Genomic DNA, 24,828 nt, shown 5'->3' on the forward strand with positions numbered 1-24,828 from the left:
ATCCGCCCTCCGGGCGTCCGGGTAGCCTGCGCCGATGTCCAAGACCGCCTCCGGGCCCTCGTTGCCCGACAGCCTGCGCTTCGCCTTCGGCACGCTCACCGTGCTCCCCGTGAAGGTGACCCGCTGGGACCGCGACGCGGCGCGCGGCGGGATGCTGTGCGCCCCGCTGGCCGGTCTGGTGGTCGGGGCGGGCGCGGCGCTGGCGGGTGTGGCGCTGCTGGCCATGGGCTCGGGCCCGCTGCTCGCGGCCGTGGCCACCGCCGCCGTACCGGCCGCGCTCACCCGGGGTCTGCACCTCGACGGTCTCGCCGACACCGCGGACGGGCTGGGCAGCGCGAAGCCCGCCGAGGACGCGCTGCGGATCATGAAGCAGTCGGACATCGGCCCGTTCGGCGTGATCACCCTCCTGTTCGTCCTGCTCGCCCAGGTGGCCGCACTCGCGCAGGCCTACGAGGCCTCGTGGGGCCGGGGTGTCCTCGCGGCCGTCGTCTCGGCGGCGGCGGCCCGGCTCGCCCTGACGCTCGCCGCCCGCACCGGGGTGCCCGCGGCCCGGCCCGAGGGTCTGGGCGCGGCGGTCGCGGGCACCGTGCCGGTGCGCGGCGCGCTGCTGGTGGCGGTGGCCCTGACGGCGGTGGCGGCGGGCGCCGGCGCGCTCGTCGGGACGTACGAGATCGTGCGCGCGGCCGTGGCGGTGGCTCTCGCCTGCCTGGCCGCCGAAGTGCTGCTGCGGCACTGCACCAGGCGGTTCGGCGGGATCACCGGCGATGTGTTCGGCGGCCTGGCCGAGACGGCGGCGACGACCGCGCTCGTGGTGTTCTCGCTCGGCTGACCGGCGCTTTCAGGGGGCGTGGGCAAGGCCGTGGGCCAGACCCTGGGGCAGGGTGCCCCAGGAAAGGTCTCCGGTGCCGGGGACCGCGCAGGACGGCGCCGCCCGGTTCGAGGAGCGCGTGGGCGACGGTTCCGGCGTGCCGGCGCGGGGCGCAACGGCGGGTCCGCAGCCGCGCGTCGGCCGTGCCGAGGAGGCCCGGAGCGGGCGGCTCCCGGTCGCACGGCTCGGACGCGCACCCCGGCCGTTCCCGGCCGGGGTGCGCGTCGCGAGCCGCGGTGATGCGCGCCTAGGCGGGCAGGTTCAGCTTGACGGCGGACTGAAGGAGCTCCGGCGTGGTCCACTCGTTGCGCTCACCCGCGTACGGGGTGCCGAACGCGGCGGTGCCGAGCGTGAGCTGCTTGGTGGTCCCGTCGGGCACGGTCACCGGGATCTGCGTCCCGTTCGGGGCGGTGACGGTGACCTTGTTGCCGATCCGGTAGGCCGTGACCCTGCCGCTCGCCAGGGCCGTCTGCCAGTCGGCGCGGCGCTGGAGCTCCGTACCGATGGCGCTCTGACGGGGGTTCTGGAGCGGGGCGTTGTCCGCGTAGATCGCCTTGTAGTCGGCGAGCACCTTGTCCAGGACCGGGTACAGGACGCGGCCCTCGGCCAGGTTGGCCTGGTGGACGTAGTGCGGACGCGGGTCGTTGCCGATGGCGTGCCCGAGCGCGGTGCGCGCCTCGGTCGGGACGATGTAGTCCGCGTAGCCGGTGGCCGTGTTCAGCGGGGCCGGCAGACAGGTGGACGTCGCGCTGTTCTCGCACACGCCGCTGCCGCCGTCGGCCTTGGAGCTGTAGATGTAGTTGTACTCGTCGGCCATCTCCTCGGGTGTGCCGGTGTTGTAGTAGATGTTCATCGGGTAGCGCGGGACGGTCATCACGCCGTTGCCGACCGAACGCTGCTCGGGCTCACGGGAGTTGTCGGACCCGGTCCACTTGACGCCGTTCGCGGAGAGGGCGCGCGCGAGGTTGGGGTTGTCGACGGGCTGCTGGGGCAGCGTCTTGAGACCCGAGTGCTCGCCGGTCACCAGCTCGGTGCGGTCGGTGGAAAGGCCGTGGGAGGCCGCCCAGTTGTTGTTGTCCGAGATCTGCGCGGAGATGTCGGACCGGCTGACCCACTTCGTGGAGCCGTCGGCGTTCTTCGAGCAGGTCCAGGGGACGGTCGTGGTGTCCTGGACGCAGCCGAGGAACAGGTGCGTGTAGGTGTGGTTCATCCAGCGGAACTTGGCCTTGTCGGCGAGCAGCCGGTCCGTGAGGGCGTCGGTGCCGCCGTTCTCGGACTTCCACTCCTCCCCCGCGCCCGCGTTGAAGACCATGTCGAGCGTGAACCCGTGGTCGGCCTCCCACTGGGCGGCGTAGGCGGCGTCGGCGGCGGTCATCCGGATCGGCGTGGTGGAGTCCTCGCCGTCGCTGCCCGCGCAGTCGATGTCGCCCGGGGTGCAGTTGCGCTGCGAGTCCCAGCGGGCGTCGGACGCGAAGACGTCGTCGACGTGGACGGAGAAGTAGTTCCTGGCCTGGCCGAGGTGCACGCCCTGGGTGAGCCAGTCGACGATGCCGCGCGCCAGGACCTTGAACTGCTTCTGGTACTGGTTGTAGGCGAAGGTCACCACGAGTTCGCGGCGCCCGTCGTGCTCGTACTGGCCGAGCATCGAACCGCCGGAGGGCGCGTTCAGGTAGCTGGTGAACCCGTCCCTCGGGTGGGCCGCGTAGCCGTAGGTCTCCTGGACGGCGGGGTCGTTGTCCTCGAAGGTCAGCGGTCCGTCGAGGTAGCGGAACGGGCCGGTCGTGCCCGCCGCGGTGACCTGGGTGGTCTGGCCGTCCAGCACACCGGACCAGCCGCCGTTCTCGCTGGTGTAGTCGAGACCGACCTCCGGGTGGGCCCAGGTGTAGGCGTCGACCTGCGGGATGCCGAATGTCTTCTCGTAAGCCTCCAGAGCGGTCTGTTCGGCCGAACCCGCGCCGAAAGGTGCCTCGTTCGGCAGGACGACACCCTGGTACTTGGCGCGCGGGGCGCCGCTCACGGTGTCGCTCAGGAACGTCGCGTTGATGGTCGGGCGGTTCGCGTCGCCCAGATTGACCGTGGTGTACGGGACACCCTCGTTCCTCAGCTCCGCGGTGATGGCTCCGACCTGGCCCGCGCCGTTGTCCACGACCAGGACCTTGAGATCGATCCGCGGCGTGGCCGCCGCGGACGCACCCGGTGCCCCCATGCCCAGCGCCAGAAGTCCGGCGGCCCCCAGGACGGCAGCCGTCCCTCTCCACCGAAGCAGACTCTGTGCCATATGTAGCTTTCTCCCCCTCGAGCATCCCCCACGGGTGGAAACCATGGGGAATCTGTGGAAATCGTGCAAAGCAGTGGGCGGCATGCCCACTGAACACGATGAGTGTGTCTCAGGTCACCAGGAGTGAGGGGCGAGAATCATGGACGGCGCCACCTGTGGGTGAACGTCCGTAGAAATGAGCGAAACCCGGCCCCGAGCGTAGGCTCGTCCCGGGTACCGGCCCGGCCCTTCGGGGGCCCCGGCAAGGACCGCCCCCGAGGACGGATCTAGGGTCAGCCGTCGGGCCCGGTCGACCCACCCCTTCTCGGCCACACGAACTTTCAATGGAAGCGGAGATCTCACCACCGTGACTGCTCTCACTCTCAGCACCGCCGCAGCGTCCGGTCTGCGGGCCGACGCGATCGTCGTCGGTGTCGCGAAGGGCCCCAAGGGCCCGGTCGTCGCACCGGGCGCCGAGGCCGTGGACAAGGCGTACGACGGCGGGCTCGCCGGAATCCTGGAGACCCTCGGAGCCTCCGGTTCCGAGGGCGAGGTGACCAAGCTCCCCGCGCCGTCCGGTTTCAAGGCCCCCGTCGTGGTGGCCGTCGGCCTGGGAGCGGTCCCGGAGGACGAGGCCGGCTACGACGCGGAGGCACTGCGCCGCGCCGCCGGTGTCGCCGCCCGCGCGCTCGCCGGTGCCAAGAAGGCCGCGTTCGCGCTGCCGGTCTCGGACGCCGCCGACGCCGGTGCCGTCGCCGAGGGCGCCCGCCTGGGCGCGTACGGCTTCGACGCCTACAAGGAGGCGGGCCGCGACGAGGCCGCCAAGGGCCGCAAGGGCCCCCTCGGCGAGGTGACCGTCCTCGGCGGCAAGCCCCGGGACGCGGCGTACAAGGCGGCCCTGGCGCGCGCCACCGCCGTGACCGAGGAGCTCAACCGCGCCCGCGACCTCGTGAACACCCCGCCGAACGACCTCAACCCGGAGTCCTTCGCCGCCGTCGCCACCGCGGCCGGCAAGGAGCACGGCATCAAGGTGCAGGTCCTCGACGAGAAGGCCCTGGTCAAGGGCGGCTACGGCGGCATCCTCGGCGTCGGCGCCGGCTCGGCCGCCGGTCCGCGCCTGGTGAAGCTGTCGTACACCTCCTCCAAGGCCAAGAAGCACCTCGCCTTCGTCGGCAAGGGCATCACCTACGACTCGGGCGGCATCTCGCTCAAGCCGGCCGGCCACAACGAGACGATGAAGTGCGACATGGCCGGCGCCGCCGCGGTGTTCGCCGCCGTGGTCACCGCCGCGCGCCTCGGCCTCGACGTCAACGTCACGGGCTGGCTCGCGCTCGCCGAGAACATGCCGTCCGGCTCGGCCACCCGTCCGGGTGACGTGCTGCGCATGTACAGCGGCAAGACCGTCGAGGTGCTGAACACCGACGCCGAGGGCCGGCTGGTCCTGGCGGACGCGCTGTGGAAGGCGTCCGAGGAGAAGCCGGACGCGATCGTCGACGTGGCGACGCTGACCGGCGCCATGGTGCTGGCGCTCGGCAACCGCACCTTCGGCGTGATGGCCAACGACGACGCGTTCCGCGCCTCGATCGTCGAGGCCGCCGAGGAGGTCGGCGAGGAGTCCTGGCCGATGCCGCTGCCCGAGCACCTGCGCAAGGGCATGGACTCCCCCACCGCCGACATCGCCAACATGGGCGAGCGCATGGGCGGCGGCCTGGTCGCCGGCCTGTTCCTGCGCGAGTTCGTGGGCGAGGGCATCACGTGGGCGCACCTGGACATCGCGGGCCCCGCGTTCAACGAGGCCGGCCCGTTCGGCTACACCCCCAAGGGCGGCACCGGTTCCGCGGTCCGCACCCTGGTCCGCCTCGCCGAGCTGACGGCGGCCGGCGACCTGGGCTGAGTCCTCGTACGGCAGGCGGCCCCGGGCGTCCACGCGCCCGGGGCCGCTCGTTTGGCCCAACGGAGGTTTCGCCCTCGACGAAATCCGCAGGTTCACCCCGCTCCGCACCCCGTCGACGTGATGGATCAGACGCCGCACACACCGGCCCGGCGTCTCGCTCGCCCTCGACAAGTGCGAAGATGGGTTCTCGGCAGGACAGGGCCCCCACCACAGGGCCGTAGAAAGAGCGGCCGGACACCAGCCGACCGACCGGTCAACCACCCGCAAGGGACGAAGGTGCCCGGCGTAACGGCGCACATGCATGGAGGACGTGACGTGGCGAACGACGCCAGCACCGTTTTCGACCTAGTGATCCTCGGCGGCGGTAGCGGCGGTTACGCCGCGGCGCTGCGCGGAGCGCAGCTGGGCCTGGACGTCGCCCTGATCGAGAAGGACAAGGTCGGCGGTACCTGCCTGCACCGCGGGTGCATCCCCACGAAGGCCCTGCTGCACGCGGGCGAGATCGCCGACCAGGCCCGCGAGAGCGCGCAGTTCGGCGTCAAGGCCACCTTCGAGGGCATCGACGTACCCGCCGTCCACAAGTACAAGGACGGGGTCATCTCGGGCCTGTACAAGGGTCTCCAGGGTCTCATCGCGTCCCGCAAGGTGACGTACATCGAGGGTGAGGGCCGCCTGTCCTCCCCGACCTCCGTCGACGTGAACGGCCAGCGGATCCAGGGCCGCCACGTGCTCCTGGCGACCGGCTCCGTGCCGAAGTCGCTGCCGGGCCTGGAGATCGACGGCAACCGCATCATCTCCTCGGACCACGCGCTCGTCCTGGACCGCGTCCCGCAGTCCGCGATCATCCTGGGCGGCGGCGTCATCGGCGTCGAGTTCGCCTCGGCGTGGAAGTCCTTCGGTGCCGAGGTGACGGTGATCGAGGGCCTCAAGCACCTCGTCCCGGTCGAGGACGAGAACTCCTCCAAGCTTCTTGAGCGCGCGTTCCGCAAGCGTGGCATCAAGTTCAACCTGGGCACCTTCTTCTCGAAGGCCGAGTACACCCAGAACGGTGTCAAGGTCACCCTCGCCGACGGCAAGGAGTTCGAGGCCGAGGTCCTGCTCGTCGCCGTCGGCCGCGGCCCGGTCTCGGCCGGTCTCGGCTACGAGGAGCAGGGCGTCGCGATGGACCGCGGCTACGTCCTGGTCGACGAGTACATGCGCACGAACGTGCCCACCGTCTCCGCCGTCGGCGACCTCGTCCCGACGCTCCAGCTCGCCCACGTCGGCTTCGCCGAGGGCATGCTGGTCGCGGAGCGGCTGGCCGGTCTGAAGACCGTCCCGATCGACTACGACGGCGTCCCGCGCGTGACGTACTGCCACCCCGAGGTCGCCTCCGTCGGCATCACCGAGGCCAAGGCCAAGGAGATCTACGGCGCGGACAAGGTCGTCGCCCTGAAGTACAGCCTCGCGGGCAACGGCAAGAGCAAGATCCTCAACACCTCGGGCGAGATCAAGCTCGTCCAGGTGAAGGACGGTGCCGTGGTCGGCGTCCACATGGTCGGCGACCGCATGGGCGAGCAGGTCGGCGAAGCCCAGCTGATCTACAACTGGGAAGCGCTGCCGGCCGAGGTCGCCCAGCTCATCCACGCCCACCCGACGCAGAACGAGGCGCTCGGCGAGGCCCACCTCGCGCTCGCGGGCAAGCCGCTGCACGCGCACGACTGACCGGCCCGGCCGGGGGTTTCCCCGGCCGCCCGCCGTTCCAGTCACCGCGTCGAGCAGGGCTCGACGACGACCACAGACTTCCGCACTTCCCCTGGCTCTCGGCCCCGGCCGAGCAGGGGAGACCCAATAAGGAGCCACAGAAACCATGCCGGTTTCCGTAACCCTTCCGGCACTCGGTGAGAGCGTCACCGAGGGCACTGTCACCCGCTGGCTGAAGGCCGAGGGCGAGCGCGTCGAGGCCGACGAGCCGCTGCTGGAGGTGTCGACGGACAAGGTCGACACCGAGATCCCCTCCCCCGCCGCCGGCATCCTGGCGTCCATCAAGGTCGCCGAGGACGAGACCGTCGAGGTCGGCGCCGAGCTGGCCGTCATCGACGACGGCACGGGCGCGCCCGCCGCCGCCGCCCCCGCTCCCGCCGCCGCCGAGGCCCCGGCCGCAGCTCCGGCCGCCCCCGCCCCGGTCGCCGAGGCCCCCGCGGCCCCGGCCGCTCCTGCTGCTCCGGCCGCCCCCGCCACTCCGGCCGGTGGCGCCTCCGGCACCGACGTCGTACTGCCCGCGCTGGGCGAGTCGGTCACCGAGGGCACCGTCACCCGCTGGCTGAAGCAGGTCGGCGAGGAGGTCGCGGAGGACGAGCCCCTGCTCGAGGTCTCCACGGACAAGGTCGACACCGAGATCCCCGCGCCGGTCGCCGGCGTGCTGCTGGAGATCGTGGTCGGCGAGGACGAGACCGCCGAGGTCGGCGCGAAGCTGGCCGTCATCGGTGCTCCCGGTGCCGCTCCGGCCGCCGCCGCCCCGGCCGCCCCCGCTGTTCCGGCTCCGGCCGCCCCGGCTCCCGCCGCCCCCGCTCCGGCCCCGGCTGCTCCGGCCGCCCCGGCCGCCGCCGCCCCGGCTCCGGTCCAGCCGGCCGCGCCCGCCGCTCCGGCTCCGGCCCCCGCGCCGGTGGCCGCGCCCGCCCCCGTCACCCCGGCCCCGGCGCTCGCCGCGACCGCCGGTGACGACGGCGCGTACGTGACCCCGCTGGTGCGCAAGCTCGCCGCCGAGAACGGCGTCGACCTGGCCGCCGTCAAGGGCACCGGTGTCGGTGGCCGTATCCGCAAGCAGGACGTCCTCGCCGCCGCCGAGGCCGCGAAGGCCGCCTCCGCCGCCCAGGCTCCGGCCGCCGCGGCCCCGGCCGCCGCCGCCAAGAAGGCGCCGGCCCTGGAGGTCTCCCCGCTGCGCGGCCAGACCGTCAAGATGACCCGCATCCGCAAGGTCATCGGCGACAACATGGTGAAGGCCCTGCACGAGCAGGCGCAGCTGTCCTCGGTCGTCGAGGTCGACATCACCCGCCTGATGAAGCTCCGCGCGCAGGCGAAGGACTCCTTCGCGGCCCGCGAGGGCGTCAAGCTCTCCCCGATGCCGTTCTTCGTGAAGGCCGCGGCCCAGGCGCTGAAGGCCCACCCGGCCGTCAACGCCCGGATCAACGTGGACGAGGGCACGATCACCTACTTCGACACCGAGAACATCGGTATCGCGGTGGACTCGGAGAAGGGCCTGATGACCCCGGTCATCAAGCGCGCGGGCGACCTGAACATCGCCGGCATCTCGAAGGCGACCGCCGACCTGGCGGGCAAGGTCCGGGCGAACAAGATCACCCCGGACGAGCTGACCGGCGCGACCTTCACCATCTCCAACACCGGCTCGCGCGGCGCGCTCTTCGACACGATCATCGTGCCGCCGAACCAGGTCGCGATCCTCGGCATCGGTGCCACGGTCAAGCGTCCCGCCGTCATCGAGACGGAGGAGGGCACCGTGATCGGTGTCCGCGACATGACCTACCTGACGCTCTCCTACGACCACCGTCTGGTGGACGGCGCCGACGCCGCCCGCTACCTGACCGCGGTCAAGGCGATCCTGGAGGCGGGCGAGTTCGAGGTCGAGCTCGGCCTGTAACCCGCGCCGCCCGTACACGGCACGCAGACACCTCACCCCCGTCCGGAGCTCCGGACGGGGGTGAGGTGTTTCCGCCGCACCCGGTTCCCCCGGCCGCCGATCTTCCGCCGCGCCCCGTCCTCCGCGATCACATCGACGGCACGAATCCGGACTTCACCCGGTACGAACCCGTACGGACGGGAACACTCTGACAGCGTGTAAGTCTCGTCTCACCTGCGGGAAAGCGCCGCCATGCGCCCCTCACCGACCGGCCCCCGGCCTTATTGTCTAGAGGTCAAGCCCCGGGGTCCCGCCGCCCCTCCCGAAGGAGCCTTCATGACCGCGCCCGTCGTCCACTCGCTGCGCGAACAGATCCGCGAGCACATCGTGGAGGGGATCGTCAGCGGGCGCTGGAAGCCGGGCGAGCGGATCGTGGAGCGGCGGATCGCCACCGAGCTGGAGGTCAGCCAGACCCCGGTGCGCGAGGCGCTGCGCGAGCTGGAGTCGCTGCGGCTGATCGAGTCGGCGCCGAACAAGGGCGTCCGGGTGCGGAACCTGACGGCGGCCGACCTGGAGGAGAGCTACCCCGTCCGCGCCGGTCTGGAGGCCATCGCGGCGGAGCTGGCGGCGGGGAAGCTGGCGGAGGACTGCTCGGCCCTGGAGCCGCACGTGGCGGCCCTGTACGAGGCCGACCGGCTGGCCGACGGGACCGGCCAGGTCCGGCACACCGTGGGCTTCCACCGCGAGCTGGTCCGGGCGGCGGGCAACTCCGTCCTCCTGCACACCTGGGAGGGCCTGGGCATCGAGGTCTTCACGGCCCTGTCCATCCGCTGGCTCGGGACCGTGCAGCAGTCGTACGCGGAGGAGCACGAGGCCCTCGTGGACGCCTTCCGGCGGCGCGACCCGCTGATCGCCGACCTCGTCAAGGCCCACGTCCTCGGCTGCGCCCCGCGCCCCTGAGGAAAGCGCCTGCGCCGTCGGCGCAGGGGAGCACTCCCCCGCTCAACCGTGCTCCCACCTGCGAAAACCCTCCCTTTTCACGGCACCCGGTGCCTGACGGCAAGGCACCCCGTGCCGACTTTCCGATCTGAAGAGGATTTCCCCCGGATTCCTTTGATCGATCATCGATCAGGGGGTTACAGTCCTCGACGGGCTCCCACAAGAGCCCGCCGCCCTGTCCTGCCATAGACCAAGGGCACCCCCCGAAAACCCCTTGCCGATGAGGGAACCCCCCTCCGCATCCGGAAGGCGGCGCAATGACCGACCCCACCGCAATCCAGCCGAGCGAGCTCGACCAGCTCCCGGACCGCGACCCCGAGGAGACCGCCGAGTGGCAGGCCTCCCTGGACGCCGTCACCCAGGCGGCCGGGCCGCACCGTGCCGCGTACCTGATGCGCCGCACGCTGGAGCGCGCCGAGGGCAACGGTCTCGCGCTGCCCAAGCTGCTCGAGACCGACTACGTCAACACCATCCCCACCGCCGCCGAGCCCTCCGCGGCCGGCGACGAGGCGATGGAGGCCAGGATCACCGCGTGGAACCGCTGGAACGCGGCCGCGATGGTGACCCGGGGCGCGAAGCACGGCGTCGGCGGCCACATCGCCACCTTCGCCTCCGCGGCCTGGCTCTACGAGACCGGCTTCAACCATTTCTTCAAGGGCAAGGAGGGTGACGGGTCGGGCGACCAGCTCTTCATCCAGGGCCACGCCTCGCCCGGCATCTACGCCCGCGCCTTCCTCGACGGCCGGCTGACCGAGCGGCACCTGGACAACTTCCGCCAGGAGTCGGGCGGCAACGGCCTCCCGTCGTACCCGCACCCGCGCCGGCTGCCCTGGCTGTGGGAGTTCCCGACCGTCTCCATGGGCCTCGGCCCGCTGTCGGCGATCTACCAGGCCCGCTTCAACCGCTATCTGACCAGCCGTGGCATCAAGGACGTCTCGCAGTCCCACGTGTGGGCCTTCCTCGGTGACGGCGAGATGGACGAGCCGGAGTCGACGGCGGCACTCACGCTCGCCTCCCGCGAGGGTCTGGACAACCTGACCTTCGTCATCAACTGCAACCTCCAGCGTCTCGACGGCCCGGTCCGCGCGAACTTCAAGATCGTGCAGGAGCTGGAGGCCCGGTTCCGCGGTTCCGGCTGGAACGTCGTGAAGTCGCTGTGGGGCTCGGCCTGGGACGAGCTGTTCCAGCTCGACACCACGGGCGCGCTCGTCCGCCGTCTGCGCGAGGTACCCGACGCGCAGGTGCAGACGTACCAGACCCGCGACGCCGCCTACATCCGCCAGGACTTCTTCGGCTCCGACCCGGCGCTCGTCGAGATGGCGAAGCTGCTGAGCGACGACAAGATCATCGAGTGCTTCCGCGTCTCGCGCGGCGGCCACGAGTCGCGCAAGGTGTACGCGGCCTACCGCGCCGCCGTGTCCCACAAGGGCGCGCCGACGGTGATCCTGGCCCAGACGGTCAAGGGTCACACCCTCGGCGAGGGCTTCGCGTCGAAGAACGCCAACCACCAGATGAAGAAGCTGTCGGTGGACGAGTTCAAGCAGATGCGTGATCTGCTCGAACTGCCCATCTCCGACAGCCAGTTCGTCGACGGAGTGGTCCCCTACGGCCACCCGGGCGCCGACGCCCCCGAGGTCCGCTACCTCCAGGAGCGCCGCGCGGCCCTCGGCGGTCCGGCCCCGGCCCGCCGCACGCACGCCGTGGCCCCGCTGCCGGCCCCCGCCGACAAGACGTTCGCGTCCTTCGACAAGGGCTCCGGCACGCAGAACCTCGCGACCACGATGGCGTTCGTCCGTCTCGTCAAGGACCTGGTCCGCGACAAGCAGACCGGCCGCCGCTGGGTGCCGATCGTCCCGGACGAGGCCCGTACCTTCGGTATGGAGTCGCTCTTCCCGTCGCTGGGCATCTACTCGCCCAAGGGCCAGACGTACGAGCCGGTCGACCGCGACCAGTTGATGTACTACAAGGAGGCCAAGGACGGCCAGATCCTCAACGAGGGGATCACCGAGGCCGGTTCCATGGCGGACTTCATCGCCGCGTCCACCGCGTACTCCACGCACGGCGAGACGATGATCCCCTTCTACATCTTCTACTCGATGTTCGGCTGGCAGCGCACGGCCGACCAGATGTGGCAGCTGGGCGACCAGCTCGGCCGCGGCTTCCTGGTCGGTGCCACGGCGGGCCGTACGACCCTGACCGGTGAGGGCCTCCAGCACGCCGACGGCCACTCCCCGGTCATCGCCGCCACGAACCCGGCGGCCCTGTCCTACGACCCGGCGTTCGCGTACGAGATCGCGGCGATCGTCAAGGACGGTCTGCGCCGGATGTACGGCGAGGCGGCCCCGGGCGAGGACCAGGACGTCTTCTACTACCTGACCGTCTACAACGAGCCGATGCCGCAGCCGGCCAAGCCGGCCGGTGTCGACGAGGGCATCCTCAAGGGCCTGTACCGCTTCAACACGGCGGAGTCGGCGGGCCTGAACGTGGCCGCGGCGAACGCTCCGCGCATCCAGCTCCTCGGCTCCGGCACGGCGATCCACTGGACGCTGGAGGCGCAGAAGCTGCTCGCCGAGGAGTGGGGCGTGGCCGCCGACGTGTGGTCCGCGACCTCCTGGACCGAGCTGCGCCGTGAAGCGCTGGAGGCCGACGCGGCCCTGCTGCGCGGCGAGGAGCGGGTGCCGTTCGTCCGCCAGGCGCTGCACGGCGCCGAGGGTCCGGTGCTCGCGGTCTCCGACTACATGCGCCAGGTCCCGGACCAGATCGCGCAGTGGGTCGAGCAGGACTGGTCCTCGCTCGGTGCCGACGGCTTCGGTCTCTCCGACACCCGCCAGGCGGCCCGCCGCCACTTCGGCGTGGACGCGCAGTCGATCGTCGTCGCGGCGCTGGCGCAGCTCGCCCGCCGCGGTGAGGTCAAGGCGTCGGCGGTGAAGGAGGCCCGGGAGCGCTACGGCCTGTAGTGCCCGGGGCATGAACCCGGAGAAGGGGTACGGCGGACGCCGTGCCCCTTCTCGCTTTTCCGGCGCCCCCGCAGCCTCGCGGGGGCGCCGCCGGTCCTCCGCGTTGTCGGTGGTGCCCGGCATCATGAACCCATGCGTGCCGCTCGTCTGATCAGGATGGTGCTGCTGCTCCAGACCCGCGCGTCGATGACCGCCGCCGAGCTGGCGCGGGAGCTGGAGGTGTCCGAGCGCACGGTCGCCCGGGACGCGCAGGCCCTGTCGGAGGCGGGGATCCCGGTCTACGCCGACCGTGGCCGGGCCGGGGGCTACCGCCTGATCGGCGGGTACCGCACACGGCTGACGGGACTGGCGCGCAGTGAGGCGGAGGCGCTGTTCCTGAGCGGGGTGCCGGGGGCGCTGCGCGACATGGGCCTGAAGGACACGGCCTCGGCGGCCCGGCTGAAGGTGTCGGCGGCGCTGCTGCCCTCCGTGCGGGACGCCTCGCGGTCGGCGGCGCAGCGCTTCCATCTGGACGCTCCGGCCTGGTTCAGCGAGCCGCCGACGCCCGAGCTGCTGCCCGAGCTCGCGGCCGCGGTGTGGGACGACCGCCCGGTCCTCGCGCGCTACCGGCGCGGCGCGGCCGAGGTGGAGCGGGCGCTCGAACCGTACGGGCTCGTCCTGAAGGCCGGGCTCTGGTACCTGTGCGCGCGCGTGGCGGACACGGAGGTCTTCCAGGTCTACAGGATCGACCGGTTCACGGCCGTCGACCCCTCCCCGGAGCGGTTCAGGCGGGACGAGGGGTTCGACCTGCCGGCGTTCTGGGAGGAGCGGGCCGAGGAGTTCGCCCGGTCCGTCCTGCGGTCCGAGATCGTCGTACGGCTCTCCCCCGAGGGTGTGCGACAGCTGCCGTACGCCGTCGGTCCCGTGTCCGCCGAGGAGGGGCTCGGCACGGCCGGTGCCCCCGACGGGCGGGGCCGGGTGACGCTCACCTTGCCGGTCGAGTCCGAGGAGGTGGCCCGGATGCAGCTGCGGGGGCTCGGTCCGGAGGTCGAGGTGCTCGCCCCGGCGGCCCTGCGGGAGCGCTGCGGGCGGGACGCGGCCGGGGTGGCGGCGCTCTACCGGTCCCCGACCGCTTGAGATCCGTAGGAACCCGGCGGTTTTACCTTCGGCATGTGCATGCATAACAATCTGCGCCACTCCACGTGCGCCCCTCCCGCCCAGGCCCGATGCTTGACCCGTGATGGACGAGACTGAGTTCTGGCAGCTGGTGGACACGACCCGCGAGACTGCCGAGGGAGATCCCGAGGAACAGGCGGATCTGCTCGTCGAGCGGCTCGTCCAGCTGGACCCGGACTCCGTCCTGGACTTCGCCCGGCACTTCGAGTCCCGCTACAACCGCGCCTACCGCTGGGATCTGTGGGGCGCGGCCTGGCTGCTGCTCGACGGGGCCAGCGACGACGCCTTCGACTTCTTCCGGTGCTGGCTGATCGGCCAGGGCCGGGACGTCTTCGAGGGGGCGATGCACGACCCCGACACGCTCGCCGAGCTGCTGGACGACTTCGACGAGGAGATCGACGGTGACGGCGAGGAGCTGGGCTACGCGGCCGACGAGGCCTACGAGCAGCTGACCGGTGCCGTCGCGCCCGCCCTGGGCATCCCGGCCGCGCCCGCCGAGCCCGAGGGCGCCCCGCTCGCGTTCGAGAACGACTCGGTGATCGCGGAGCGCTATCCCAAGCTGTGGGAGCGGTTCAGGGAGGACTGACCGGCCGGACCGACGAGCCGGTCAGGGCGTGCCCGTGCGGCCCCGGGGTACGGCCGGCGGACGCGTCCGGTCCGCGGGGAGGTACGCCGGCCGGCCCTCGGCTCGCGCGGTGTGGTGCTGCGGGGCCGCGTTGGCCTGGTCCAGCGCGGACGCCGTGACCGCCGCCGGGCCGAGGACGACGGTCACCACGGCACACACCACCGCCCACGGCCCCCGCGGCGCCACCCGGACACCGGACGGCTCCGCGGCCCCCGCGCCCTGCCCGCCCCCGGTGCGCCCCGCGTGCGCCCCGCTCCCCGCGCGGCGCGCGGGCCCCGTGCGCCCCGCTCCCCGCGCGGCGCGCGGGCCCCGTACGACTGATCCTCATGGTCCCCGCCTCAGGTCGGCGCCTACGACGCCGTGCGGCGCCGTACGGGGACGGTAGGGCGCCCGGCTCTGGGGACTCTGTGAGCCGGGCGAGGTGTTCCTGTGAACGGGCGGCGCCGGGCGCTCAGCGGCCCTGGATGCGGGCCGCGAGGGCACGGATCTCGGGGAGGCGGGCGCTGAGGGCGGCGCCCGGGCACCGGGTCATGAAGGCCGCGTCGTGGCCGGAGACGGTGGAGAGCACGACGGCGGTGCCCGCCGCGAAGCGGCTGAGGCTGTTGCTGGAGACGAGGCGGACCGTGCCCCGGGGGTCCACGCCCGCGAGCCCGAGCTTCCAGGCCACGAGACGGGCGATCGCGTCGGTCATCGCCTTCGGCACCGGCGATCCGGCCGTGAACGTGCCGATGGCGGCGATCCCGGCGGTGCGGTGGTTGAAGCCCTGCGTGTGCGCCCCGGTGACGGGCCGGCCGACCCCGCCCGCGCGGCCCTCGTAGATCGTGCCGCAGCGGTCGACGAGGAAGTTGTAGCCGATGTCGTCCCAGTCCTTGGCGCCCGTCTGGCCCGCGTACACGTCACGGATGATGCGGGGCACGTCCGCGCAGTCGTAGCCGTTCGGCGAGTCGGTGTGATGGATGAAGACCGCCACGACCCGGTCGTCGTAGCGGGGCGGGGGCTGCTCGCGTGTCGTGGCGGAGTCGAGCCATTTCGACCGCGGCACGATGGGGGGCATGGCGACGGTCCGGGGAACGACGATTCTGGCCGCGACCGGCGGCGGGGCGGGGGCGCGAGCCGTCGTACGGTCCGCTCCGGCCGCGCACAGCACCAGTGCCAGGACGGCGAGCAGACCGGGCACGCACGCGAGGAGCACGAGCACCGGTCGCGGTATGCCCGCCGGCACGCTCCGGCGCACGCCGGCGCGCAGGGAGGCGCGGGCCGCGCGCCAGGGTCCGGTGCGGCTCTCGCCGGCCCGGGGCCCCGGCCGTCCGTGGCGCCCGTGCCGGACGGGGCGGGCCGTTCGTTCCCCGCTCCGTATTCGAGGCCCCCGCGGCTTCCGGAAGACACGCATGGAGCCACCCTGACCCGGATCCGCGCGGGCCGCGATGTGTGGTGTGCCACCTGGTGGAACCATCGTGCGTGTCCGGGACGTTTCTACAGGTCCACGGGTATGGCCGTTTCCACGGCACGGAACGCGCGTGGCTGATCACCGGGCCCGCCCGACGCGTACTAAGGGGCCCTAGAGAAAGGCGGCTCCGTGGACGTTCTCGACCTCCTGCTGATGCTGGTCATCCTGGTCTACGCGGCGTCCGGGTACCGCCGCGGCCTGGTGGCCGGCTGTGTCTCGCTGGCGGGCTTCGTGGGCGGCGCCGTCATCGGCGTATGGGTGCTGCCGTGGGTGATGGAGCTGGTCACGGCGGGGACGCAGGCGGCGACGGTCACGGCGGTCCTCACGGTGCTGGTGCCCGCCGTGGTGGGCCATGAGCTGGCCGGGCGGCTGGCGCTGAAGCTGCGCCGCGAGCTGGACCAGGGACCGCTGCGGGTGGCCGACGGGGTCGGCGGCGCCGCCGCGAACACCCTGGCCGTGCTGCTGGTGGCCTGGGTCGCCGCGAGCGTCCTCGGGGCGTCGTCCTCGACGGTGGTGACGCAGTCGATCCGCAACTCGGCGCTGCTGGGCGCCGTGCAGAACTCGATGCCGGAGACCACGCCGACCTGGTTCTCGCGTGCGACCTCGGCCCTCACGGAGGCGGGCTTCCCGCAGGTCTTCAACCCCTTCGAGAACGAACCGACGGCCGGGGTCGCCAAGCCCACGGGGGACAGTGTCACGCCCTCCGCGACGAACGCGGCCAAGGTGAGCACCGTGAAGGTCGAGGGCGCCTCGGGCAACCAGGGCCGGGAGGGCAGCGGCTTCGTCTACGCCCCGCACCGCGTGATGACCAACGCGCACGTGGTCGCCGGCATCGACCGGCCGACCGTGCGGGTGGGCGGGGTCGGCCGCCCGTACCAGGCGCGGGTGGTCCTCTTCGATCCGCAGAAGGATGTCGCCGTCCTGTACGTGCCGGCTCTGCGGGCCCCCGTCCTGCACTTCGACGGGGTCGCCTCGCGCGGGGACTCCGCCGTGGTCGCCGGCTATCCGCAGGACGGCGGTCTCGACCTCCAGGCGGCCACCGTGGCGAGCCGCATCAACGCGACGGGCCAGAACATCTACAACACGGGCACGGTCACCCGCGAGATCTACTCGATCCGCTCGACCGTGCGGCCCGGCAACTCCGGCGGTCCGCTCCTCAGCACCGACGGCGAGGTCTACGGCGTGGTCTTCGCCCGCTCGACCTCGGACGACGAGACGGGGTACGTGCTGACGGCGCACGAGGTCGCGAGCGACGCCCGGAAGGCGGCACACGCCACGGCCCCCGTGGACACGGGCCACCTCGTCACCTCCTGACCCGGAACCGGGCACCGGTCGGCGGGGGCCCGGGGCCGGGCGCCGGTCAGAGGGGCCCCGGTGTCGGGTCGGGCGCCGGTCAGAGAGCGCGCCCCATCAGGACGTCGTCCACATAGACACCGTCCAGCAGGAACTCCCCGGGCAGGATCCCCTCGACGACGAACCCCTCGGACGCGTACAGCCCCCGCGCCGGGGCGTTGTGGCCGAGCACGCGCAGGGTGATGCGCCGGGCGTCCTGGCGGCGGGCCTCGTCGCACGCCGCCCGCAGCAGCGCGCGGCCCACCCCGGCGCCGCGGGCCTCGTCGGCGACGGCCAGTCCGAGGATCTGGCGCACATGCGCGTTGCACGCCAGCGGGGTCGGGAAGCCGATCCGGATGTATCCGGCCAGACTGCCGTCGAGCTCGGCGACGATGTGGTCCCGGGGGCCGAACCGCTCGCTGTAGAAGGGTTCGTACGGCGGCCTCGGGCGCGGCATGACCGCGTGCAGCGTGGACCAGGTGTCGCGGTCGATCCGGCCGAGCTCGTCCTCGTCGTCCAGGGTGGCGGTGCGTATCCGCGGAGCAGCTGACATACCGGTCACTGTACGGCCGCCGCGCTGCGGCCCCTTCCGTGAAGTCGGCGGCGACGCGGGCAGGATGGACCCATGAGCGACTCACCGCTGTCCCCGGGTTCCCGCATCGTGATCGCCGGCGCGTCCGGTCTGATCGGCTCCGCGCTGGCGCGCTCGCTGAGCGCCGAGGGGCACGAGGTGGTCCGGCTCGTGCGCCGTGAGCCGCGTTCACCGGACGAGGTCCGCTGGGATCCGCAGCGGCAGCGGATCGACGCGGTGGGACTCATCGGCTGCGCCGCGGTGGTCAATCTGGCGGGCGCCCCGGTCGCGGGGCGGCCCTGGACCCGTGCGTACAAGCGGATGATCCGGGACAGCCGGGTGCTCGGGACGGCGACGCTCGCGGAGGCGGTGGCCTCCCTCGACGAACCGCCGAGGGTCTTCGTCAACGGAAGCGCGATCGGGTTCTACGGCGACACGGGCGATCGCGCGGTGGACGAGTCCGCGCCGCCCGGGGACGGGTTCCTGCCGTCCGTCTGCGTGGAGTGGGAGGAGGCGGCCGCGCCCGCGCAGGAGGCGGGGGTGCGGACGGTGATCCCCAGGACCGGGCTCGTGGTGGCCCGCGAGGGCGGGGCCTGGGCCCGGCTGATCCCGCTGTTCAAGGCGGGGGCCGGGGGGCGGATGGGGAACGGGCGGCAGTACTGGAGTCCGGTCTCGCTGCACGACGAGGTGGCCGCGATCCGGCACCTCATCGACACCGAGTCGCTGTCGGGACCGGTGAACCTGACCGCCCCCGACCCGCTCACCAACGCCGAGATCACCGCGGCCATGGGCCGCGTCCTGCACCGCCCCACCCTCCTGACCGCCCCCGCGCCGCTGCTGCGCCTCGCCCTCGGCGACATGGCCGACGACGTCCTGGGCAGCCAGCGGGTCCTGCCCACCCGCCTCCTGGAATCGGGCTTCACCTTCGCGTTCCCGTCGTTCGAGGCGACCCTGAGAGCAGCACTGGGCTGAGGACCGTTCCCCGGCGCGACTTCGCCTCGGGTCCGGGAGCCCGTCCCGGCGGCTCCCGTCGCCAAGTGGTCCGCTCGCCGACGGACCCGCCGTCCCGGAAGGCCGCGCCCCGCGTGAACGACTCTTCCCGGTACCCCGGACGGGCCGGTTTCCGGCGGATCCGCCGGGCGCCCGAGGCCTCCGCCCGGTGCGCGGGCCTCGGGCGCCGGAACAAGCCCCGGCGGCGGTGGCGCCGTCGTCTCGCGCCCGGCCGCCCGAGGCGCCAGAAGCCCGGCACCGGCGAGACCGATCACCCCGCCGGGGGGGCACATGCACCCCCCATGCCCCCGTGCACGGCCGCCGCGCGGCTTCCGCCGTGCGGCCGAACCTCGCACCCTCGTTCCGAACTCGGGCATTCCAGAAGCGTGTTGGGGGCATGACGTCCCCACCGGCCGCGCAACCTCGAGGAGGGGCACGTGCTAGAGCCCGCACGCCACGCCGCGCACACGGCGGAGATCACCGAAGACGTCGACGTCGTCGTCGTGGGAGCCGGTGTCGCCGGCCTCGCGGCCGCACGTCATCTGACCGGGGCGGGGTTGAGGACCGCCGTCCTGGAGGCCGCCCCCCATGTGGGCGGCCGTATGTCCACGGAGAAGGTCGACGGCTTCCGACTGGACCGGCTCGGCCGGCTCCTGTCCACCTCGTACCCGGAACTGCGCCTCACCCCGGGCCTGGGCGGCCTCGTCCTGTGCCCGTTCACGCCCGGCGTGCTGCTGCACAGCGACGGCCACCGCCACCCCACGGGCACGCCCGGCACACCCCGGAGCGCGAGGGGCGCACTCACCACCGCGCGCGCCCTCGCGAGCGCCCCCCGGCTTCCGCTGCCGCGACCCGCGCGCGGCACCACCCGCCCCGGACCGCTCGGCAGTCCCCTCGACCAGTCCCGCCTCAGCGCGGCCCTCGCACGTCTCGCCTCCACTCCGCCGGAGCGCCTGCTCGCCCGCCCCGACCTCACCACCGCGCATTCGCTGACCACGCGGGGGCTCCCGGCCCGTACGGTCGACGCCTTTCTGCGCCCCCTCCTCGCGGCCCTGCTGTGCGACCCGGACCTGACGACGTCCAGCCGTTGTGCCGACCTCTCGCTGCACTCCTTCGCGACCGGACGGCTGTGCCTGCCGGAGGGCGGCGCGGACGCGCTCCCCGAACTGCTCGCCGCCGCGCTTCCGCCCGGCACCGTGCACACGGGCGTCGAGGTCACCTCCGTCTCCACGACCCGGGTGACGACGCGGGACCACGGCGAACTCCGCTGCCGGGCGATCCTGTTGGCGACAGGGGCACGCGCCGCCGCCGAGTTCCTGCCCGGACTGCACGTTCCGGCCTTTCATCCGGTGACCGTCCTGCACCACACCACGGACGAACCGCCGCTCACCGAACCGGCGTTGATCCTGGACGCCGACCGGAGCGGCCCGGTCGCGCACACGGCGGTCGTCAGCCAGGTCGACCCGACCCGGGCGCCGGCCGGCCGTGCGCTGATCTCCTCGACCGTGCTCGGCACACCGCCCGCCGCGGTCCATCTGGACGCCACCGTCCGGGCCCAGTTGGCCCGCCTCTACGGCACCTCGACGACCCGCTGGGAACTGCTGGCGGTCCATCACGAGCCCGAGGCCGTCCCGGCGATGCCGCCACCGCACGATGTGCGCCCCGTACGGCTGCTCGCGGGCCTGTACGTGTGCGGTGACCACCGGGACACCGGCACGGTGCAGGGCGCGCTGCACTCGGCCAGGCGGGCCGCCCACGCCCTCCTGACGGACCTGGAGGTCACCCCGGCCGTCCCACTGGCGGAACCCCTGGAGTCGGCCGCCGCCTGACCCGGCGCCGGCCCGGGGCCCGGGAGCCCCGGACCCCGGCACGAGGCCTGCGGACGCCGGGCCCCGCGAAGGACAGAACCCCCGCGTCGGCGGGCGGGCCCCACTCCCGCCCGCCGCAGCCGCCCCTTCCGGGGTCCCCACCCCCGGAAGGGGCGGCCCGAGCCACTGGAGGCCGACCGGGGCGGTCCCCGCCCGGGCGGGGCGTCCCGGGTTCCGGTGGGCCGGTTCGCGCGGGCCGGGGCGGACTCCCGCCCCCGGCCCGCGCCTCGGGCTTCCCGGTCTTCGGTTCCCCAGGCCGGAGACCGGGGACGGACCCCTGCCCCCCGTGACCCGCCGGCCCCGCCGGACAGGCGCCCTCAGCTCAGCGCCGCCACCTTGTCGCGGTAGCCCCGGACGGGCGCGGCGTCCTTGTACGGTTCGAGCCGTTTCTCGAAGTCCCGTACGTACTCAACGGCCCGCGCCGACCGCATCTCCGCCGCCTGCCCCGCCGCCTCCGCGCCGAGCAGACAGGCCTGGTCGAGCTCCCCGAGCCCGAGCCGCGCCGAGGCGAGCACCACCCGGCAGAACAGCCTGCTGCGCGCGTAGCCGGGCGCCCGCAGCTGGAGCGAGCGTTCGGCGTGCTGCGCCGCCGCCCTGAACTGCTGGAGGTCACGGTGGCAGTGCCCGAACTCGTCGGCGAGCTGGGCCTCGTCGAAGTACCGGGCCCAGTGCGGGACCTCGTCACCGGTCCGGGCCGCCTCCAGCGCGCGTTCCGCCCGCACCAGGGAGGCCGTGCAGGCCCGCACCTCGCCGAGCACCCCGTGGCCGCGCGCCTCGACGGCGTGCAGCAGCGCCTGCACGACCTGCGGTCCCCCGGTGCCGAGGCCCTGCTGGGCGACCCGGGCGAGCTGCACGGCCTCGCGCCCGTGCCCGAGGTAGACGGCCTGCCGGCTCATCGTGATGAGCACGTACGAGCCGTACACCCGGTCACCGGCGGCCTGCGCCAGGCGCAGGGCCTGGACGAAGTACCGCTGGGCGAGTCCGTGCGCGCCGATGTCGTACGACGTCCAGCCGGCGAGCCGGGTGAGGTCGGCGGCGGCGGCGAACAGGTGCCGCCCGGTCTGTTCGCCGTAGGCACCGCGCAGCATCGGCTCGGCCTCGTGCTCCAGATAGCGCACCAGGGCCTGGCGGGCGTGGCCGCCGCCGTAGGCGTGGTCGAGGGCGCGGAAGAGTTCGCCGACCGAGCGGAGCGCGGCGATGTCCCCGCCGCTGACCCGCTGGCCGGGGCCCCGCTCGGTGCGGCCTCGCCGGGAGGAGGGTCCTCCCGGCTCGGGCGGTGCCGTGACCTTGGGCGGCAGCGGACGGCCCTGGGCGGGGATGCGGGCCGACTGCTCCCCGCGGGCGACCCGGTCGTCGGCCCGGCCGATCAGCCAGTCCCGGCTGGGCACGACGAGCCCGGCCGGGGTGAAGGCGATCTTGCGGAGCTCGGCGTGGCTTCCGGAGTCCTTGCGCCACAGGCCGCTGACGATGTCCACGGCCTCCTCGGGGGTCGCGGCGAACTCCAGCCCCGCGTACACGGGTGCGCAGGCGTCCAGGCCGAGGTCCTGCGCGCTCAGGCGCCGGCCGAGGCGGCGTGTGAAGACCTCGGCGATGAGCGCGGGGGTGGTGCCGCGTGGCTGCTGGCCCCGCAGCCACCGGGTCACCGATGTCTTGTCGTATCTCAGGTCCAGTCCGTGTTCGAGTCCGAGCTGGTCGACCCGACGGGCGAGACCTGCGTTGGAGAACCCCGCTTCTGCGATGAGCGCGGCGAGCTGTCGATTGGGCGTGCGCTGCGCGGGTCGTTCCGTCATCTGCGGTGCGGTCTCCTGCCTTCGGGTCTCCAGGGGGTCTCGGGGCGGCGTGAGAGCGTGCTCACGCCTCCCCGAGGCCCCCCTGTGCCCGGATTGCCTGTGAGCAGCCCTTATGGCCTCGTGAACGGCGCGAATGTAGCGGAGCGTGAGCACGTCATCGCACACATCGACATTCATTCATCCGATCGTGTGAGGATTAGCTGTCGAGCTGACGCGGATCGGACGGACGTACAGTGGCGTGGGCGCGCCACGGACCTGACGAAAGGTTCCTCCGCGTGCCCCGCACGGGGACCACCACGTGCCCGAGGAAGCTTCTAGGGAGGCGCTTGCCGTGAGTGAGTTGCGGTTCGTCCGCATGGGATTCGGTGCCGAGGCCGTCGAGTACCAGGAGGCGTGGGACGAGCAGCGCCGCGTGCACACCGCCCGGTTCCTGGACGAGATCCCCGACACCTGTCTGCTCCTGGAGCACCCCCCGGTGTACACCGCCGGGCGGCGCACCGCGGAGAACGAGCGGCCCCTGGACGGCACCCCCGTCATCGACGTGGACCGCGGCGGCAAGATCACCTGGCACGGTCCCGGCCAGCTGGTGGGCTACCCCATCCAGAAGCTCCCGCGTCCCGTGGACGTCGTAGCGCACGTACGCCGTCTGGAAGAGGCGCTCATCCGCACCTGCGCCGAGTTCGGCCTGGAGACGAGCCGGGTCGAGGGCCGCAGCGGCGTCTGGGTCCTCGGCGACGCCAAGGACCCCGCCCGGGGAACCTCCTCCGGGCTCGGAGGGCTCTCCCTCGACTTCGACCCGCGGCTCCAGGACGACGAGTTCGACCCGCGCCTCAACGGCCCGGAGTACGCCCCGTCCAACGCGGGCCAGCGCCGCGAGGACCGCAAGATCGCCGCGATCGGCATCCGCGTCGCCAAGGGCGTCACGATGCACGGCTTCGCGCTGAACGTGAACCCGGACAACGCCTGGTTCGACCGGATCATCCCGTGCGGCATCCGCGACGCGGGCGTCGCCTCCCTCGCGGCCGAACTGGGCCGCGACGTGACCATCGCCGAGGTCCTGCCGGTGGCCGAGCGGCACCTCAGGGACATCCTGACCAACGCGGACCTCAAGCCGCGCGTCGTGGAACGCGCCACCGCCTAGAACCCGCGCCCCCGCCCTGCGCGGCCCTCCGGGAATGCACCCCCGCTCCCGAAGGTTGCCCACGGCGGAAGCCGAGCACCGCACGGGCGTACCCTGGTGTACGCCGAAGAATCGAAGTTACAGGGAGCCGATGTGTCCGCAGTCGCACCCGACGGACGCAAGATGCTGCGCCTGGAGGTCCGGAACAGCCAGACCCCCATCGAGCGCAAGCCCGAGTGGATCAAGACCCGGGCGAAAATGGGCCCCGAGTACACGAAGATGCAAGCCCTGGTGAAGAGCGAGGGCCTGCACACGGTCTGCCAGGAGGCGGGCTGCCCCAACATCTACGAGTGCTGGGAAGACCGCGAGGCCACCTTCCTGATCGGCGGTGACCAGTGCACCCGGCGCTGCGACTTCTGCCAGATCGACACCGGCAAGCCCGAGGCGCTCGACCGTGACGAGCCGCGCCGCGTCGGCGAGTCCGTCGTCACGATGGACCTGAACTACGCCACCATCACCGGCGTCGCCCGCGACGACCTGGAGGACGGCGGTGCCTGGCTGTACGCCGAGACGGTCCGCCAGATCCACGCGCAGACGGCGGGCCGCGAGGCGGGCCGCACCAAGGTCGAACTGCTCGCCCCGGACTTCAACGCCGAGCCCGCGCAGCTCGCCGAGGTGTTCTCCTCGCGCCCCGAGGTCTTCGCGCACAACGTCGAGACGGTCCCGCGGATCTTCAAGCGGATCCGTCCGGGCTTCCGCTACGAGCGCTCGCTCAAGGTCATCACCGAGGCCCGTGACTACGGTCTGGTCACAAAATCGAACCTGATCCTCGGCATGGGCGAGACCCGCGAAGAGGTCAGCGAGGCGCTCCAGCAGCTGCACGAGGCGGGCTGCGAGCTCATCACCATCACGCAGTACCTGCGCCCCTCCGTGCGCCACCACCCCGTGGAGCGCTGGGTCAAGCCGCAGGAGTTCGTGGAGCTCAAGGAGGAGGCCGAGGAGATCGGCTTCTCCGGCGTCATGTCGGGCCCGCTGGTCCGCTCCTCGTACCGCGCCGGCCGCCTCTACCAGATGGCCATCGAGAAGCGGGGCGCGTACGTCGCCTCCCAGGCGGTCTGATCCCCCGAACGGCACACGTTGCGAAAGGAAAGCGGTGGCACTCGGTGCCACCGCTTTCGTGTGAATCCGCGCACAAGCAACTCGCCCTTCACCGCGGCCCGTTCACACCCCCCGACCACGTCCCCGCAGCTGAACGCGGCATCAGGATCGGGTCAGGAAAAGGACCCGCGGTATCAAGGCTTCATTGGTGTTTGACCGCTCGGTCACGTACTGGTAACAC

At 72.7% G+C, this 24,828-nt stretch carries 18 protein-coding genes; 13 read left to right on the top strand and 5 right to left on the bottom strand.

All coding sequences use genetic code 11. The annotated features are described in order from the left end of the window. The first annotated feature begins 34 nt into the window (after window positions 1-34). The gene (locus tag ACZ4AA_RS00555) at window positions 35-829 is read left to right on the top strand and encodes an adenosylcobinamide-GDP ribazoletransferase (protein ID WP_467593041.1); all 795 of its coding nucleotides are present in this window, start codon (window positions 35-37) and stop codon (window positions 827-829) included. 286 nt (window positions 830-1,115) lie between these two features. On the opposite strand, the gene ACZ4AA_RS00560 is transcribed toward ACZ4AA_RS00555, so the two are convergent. Next, window positions 1,116-3,146 carry a hypothetical protein gene (locus ACZ4AA_RS00560; RefSeq protein WP_467593044.1) on the bottom strand — a complete coding sequence of 677 codons (2,031 nt, stop codon included), beginning with the start codon at window positions 3,144-3,146 and terminating at the stop codon, window positions 1,116-1,118. A 346-nt stretch (window positions 3,147-3,492) separates the two neighbouring features. Here ACZ4AA_RS00560 and ACZ4AA_RS00565 point away from each other — a divergent pair, with 346 nt between their 5' ends. The 7 genes from ACZ4AA_RS00565 (at window position 3,493) to ACZ4AA_RS00595 (ending at window position 14,332) form a co-directional block, all read left to right on the top strand. Next, window positions 3,493-5,019, top strand: coding sequence for a leucyl aminopeptidase (locus ACZ4AA_RS00565; protein WP_467593046.1), 1,527 nt, complete (start codon window positions 3,493-3,495; stop codon window positions 5,017-5,019). A 315-nt stretch (window positions 5,020-5,334) separates the two neighbouring features. Beyond that, window positions 5,335-6,723 (top strand): dihydrolipoyl dehydrogenase, encoded by a 1,389-nt coding sequence (lpdA, locus tag ACZ4AA_RS00570; RefSeq protein ID WP_467593049.1) that lies wholly within the window; start codon window positions 5,335-5,337, stop codon window positions 6,721-6,723. Between the two features lie 145 nt (window positions 6,724-6,868). After that, complete coding sequence (sucB, locus tag ACZ4AA_RS00575) at window positions 6,869-8,656, top strand: 2-oxoglutarate dehydrogenase, E2 component, dihydrolipoamide succinyltransferase (RefSeq protein WP_467593051.1); 1,788 nt, start codon at window positions 6,869-6,871, stop codon at window positions 8,654-8,656. A gap of 315 nt (window positions 8,657-8,971) precedes the next feature. Further along, a complete protein-coding gene (locus ACZ4AA_RS00580; RefSeq protein WP_037623974.1) occupies window positions 8,972-9,595 on the top strand; it encodes a GntR family transcriptional regulator in 624 nt (207 codons plus the stop codon). Window positions 9,596-9,891: 296 nt separating this feature from the next. Then, window positions 9,892-12,591: a pyruvate dehydrogenase (acetyl-transferring), homodimeric type gene (gene aceE, locus ACZ4AA_RS00585; RefSeq protein WP_467593053.1), complete on the top strand. Its 2,700-nt coding sequence runs from the start codon at window positions 9,892-9,894 to the stop codon at window positions 12,589-12,591. A gap of 132 nt (window positions 12,592-12,723) precedes the next feature. Next, window positions 12,724-13,707, top strand: coding sequence for a helix-turn-helix transcriptional regulator (locus ACZ4AA_RS00590; protein ID WP_467593056.1), 984 nt, complete (start codon window positions 12,724-12,726; stop codon window positions 13,705-13,707). 103 nt (window positions 13,708-13,810) lie between these two features. Further along, a complete protein-coding gene (locus tag ACZ4AA_RS00595; RefSeq protein ID WP_467595046.1) occupies window positions 13,811-14,332 on the top strand; it encodes a DUF4240 domain-containing protein in 522 nt (173 codons plus the stop codon). A gap of 21 nt (window positions 14,333-14,353) precedes the next feature. On the opposite strand, the gene ACZ4AA_RS00600 is transcribed toward ACZ4AA_RS00595, so the two are convergent. Next, window positions 14,354-14,521 carry a hypothetical protein gene (locus ACZ4AA_RS00600; RefSeq protein WP_467593059.1) on the bottom strand — a complete coding sequence of 56 codons (168 nt, stop codon included), beginning with the start codon at window positions 14,519-14,521 and terminating at the stop codon, window positions 14,354-14,356. Between the two features lie 301 nt (window positions 14,522-14,822). After that, entirely contained in the window at window positions 14,823-15,563 is a 741-nt protein-coding gene (locus ACZ4AA_RS00605; protein ID WP_467595049.1) for a peptidoglycan recognition protein family protein, read from the bottom strand. Window positions 15,564-15,947: 384 nt separating this feature from the next. Between ACZ4AA_RS00605 and ACZ4AA_RS00610 the strand changes: the two genes are divergently transcribed. Then, window positions 15,948-17,132: a MarP family serine protease gene (locus tag ACZ4AA_RS00610; protein WP_467593061.1), complete on the top strand. Its 1,185-nt coding sequence runs from the start codon at window positions 15,948-15,950 to the stop codon at window positions 17,130-17,132. A gap of 79 nt (window positions 17,133-17,211) precedes the next feature. On the opposite strand, the gene ACZ4AA_RS00615 is transcribed toward ACZ4AA_RS00610, so the two are convergent. After that, window positions 17,212-17,703, bottom strand: a complete 492-nt coding sequence (locus tag ACZ4AA_RS00615) for a GNAT family N-acetyltransferase (RefSeq protein ID WP_467593064.1) — start codon at window positions 17,701-17,703, stop codon at window positions 17,212-17,214. A 72-nt stretch (window positions 17,704-17,775) separates the two neighbouring features. On the opposite strand from ACZ4AA_RS00615, the gene ACZ4AA_RS00620 reads away from it, so the two are divergent. Next, window positions 17,776-18,693 carry a TIGR01777 family oxidoreductase gene (locus ACZ4AA_RS00620; protein WP_467593066.1) on the top strand — a complete coding sequence of 306 codons (918 nt, stop codon included), beginning with the start codon at window positions 17,776-17,778 and terminating at the stop codon, window positions 18,691-18,693. A 455-nt stretch (window positions 18,694-19,148) separates the two neighbouring features. Next, the gene (locus tag ACZ4AA_RS00625; protein WP_467593069.1) at window positions 19,149-20,540 is read left to right on the top strand and encodes an FAD-dependent oxidoreductase; all 1,392 of its coding nucleotides are present in this window, start codon (window positions 19,149-19,151) and stop codon (window positions 20,538-20,540) included. A gap of 356 nt (window positions 20,541-20,896) precedes the next feature. Here the strand turns inward: ACZ4AA_RS00625 and ACZ4AA_RS00630 are convergent, their stop codons facing one another. After that, entirely contained in the window at window positions 20,897-22,369 is a 1,473-nt protein-coding gene (locus ACZ4AA_RS00630; RefSeq protein ID WP_467593071.1) for a regulator, read from the bottom strand. Window positions 22,370-22,700: 331 nt separating this feature from the next. On the opposite strand from ACZ4AA_RS00630, the gene lipB reads away from it, so the two are divergent. Continuing rightward, a complete protein-coding gene (gene lipB / locus ACZ4AA_RS00635; protein ID WP_467593074.1) occupies window positions 22,701-23,510 on the top strand; it encodes a lipoyl(octanoyl) transferase LipB in 810 nt (269 codons plus the stop codon). 132 nt (window positions 23,511-23,642) lie between these two features. Continuing rightward, the gene (gene lipA, locus ACZ4AA_RS00640; protein WP_467593076.1) at window positions 23,643-24,608 is read left to right on the top strand and encodes a lipoyl synthase; all 966 of its coding nucleotides are present in this window, start codon (window positions 23,643-23,645) and stop codon (window positions 24,606-24,608) included. Window positions 24,609-24,828: the final 220 nt, after the last annotated feature.

Source organism: Streptomyces sp. NPDC024698 (assembly GCF_055559015.1).

Coding starts and splice junctions, on each gene's coding strand:
- ACZ4AA_RS00560 (WP_467593044.1), bottom strand. CDS start 3,146: ATGGCACAGAGTCTGCTTCGGTGGAGAGGGACGGCTGCCGTCCTGGGG.
- ACZ4AA_RS00615 (WP_467593064.1), bottom strand. CDS start 17,703: ATGTCAGCTGCTCCGCGGATACGCACCGCCACCCTGGACGACGAGGAC.
- ACZ4AA_RS00630 (WP_467593071.1), bottom strand. CDS start 22,369: ATGACGGAACGACCCGCGCAGCGCACGCCCAATCGACAGCTCGCCGCG.
- ACZ4AA_RS00620 (WP_467593066.1), top strand. CDS start 17,776: ATGAGCGACTCACCGCTGTCCCCGGGTTCCCGCATCGTGATCGCCGGC.
- ACZ4AA_RS00595 (WP_467595046.1), top strand. CDS start 13,811: ATGGACGAGACTGAGTTCTGGCAGCTGGTGGACACGACCCGCGAGACT.
- sucB (WP_467593051.1), top strand. CDS start 6,869: ATGCCGGTTTCCGTAACCCTTCCGGCACTCGGTGAGAGCGTCACCGAG.
- aceE (WP_467593053.1), top strand. CDS start 9,892: ATGACCGACCCCACCGCAATCCAGCCGAGCGAGCTCGACCAGCTCCCG.
- ACZ4AA_RS00555 (WP_467593041.1), top strand. CDS start 35: ATGTCCAAGACCGCCTCCGGGCCCTCGTTGCCCGACAGCCTGCGCTTC.
- ACZ4AA_RS00590 (WP_467593056.1), top strand. CDS start 12,724: ATGCGTGCCGCTCGTCTGATCAGGATGGTGCTGCTGCTCCAGACCCGC.
- ACZ4AA_RS00580 (WP_037623974.1), top strand. CDS start 8,972: ATGACCGCGCCCGTCGTCCACTCGCTGCGCGAACAGATCCGCGAGCAC.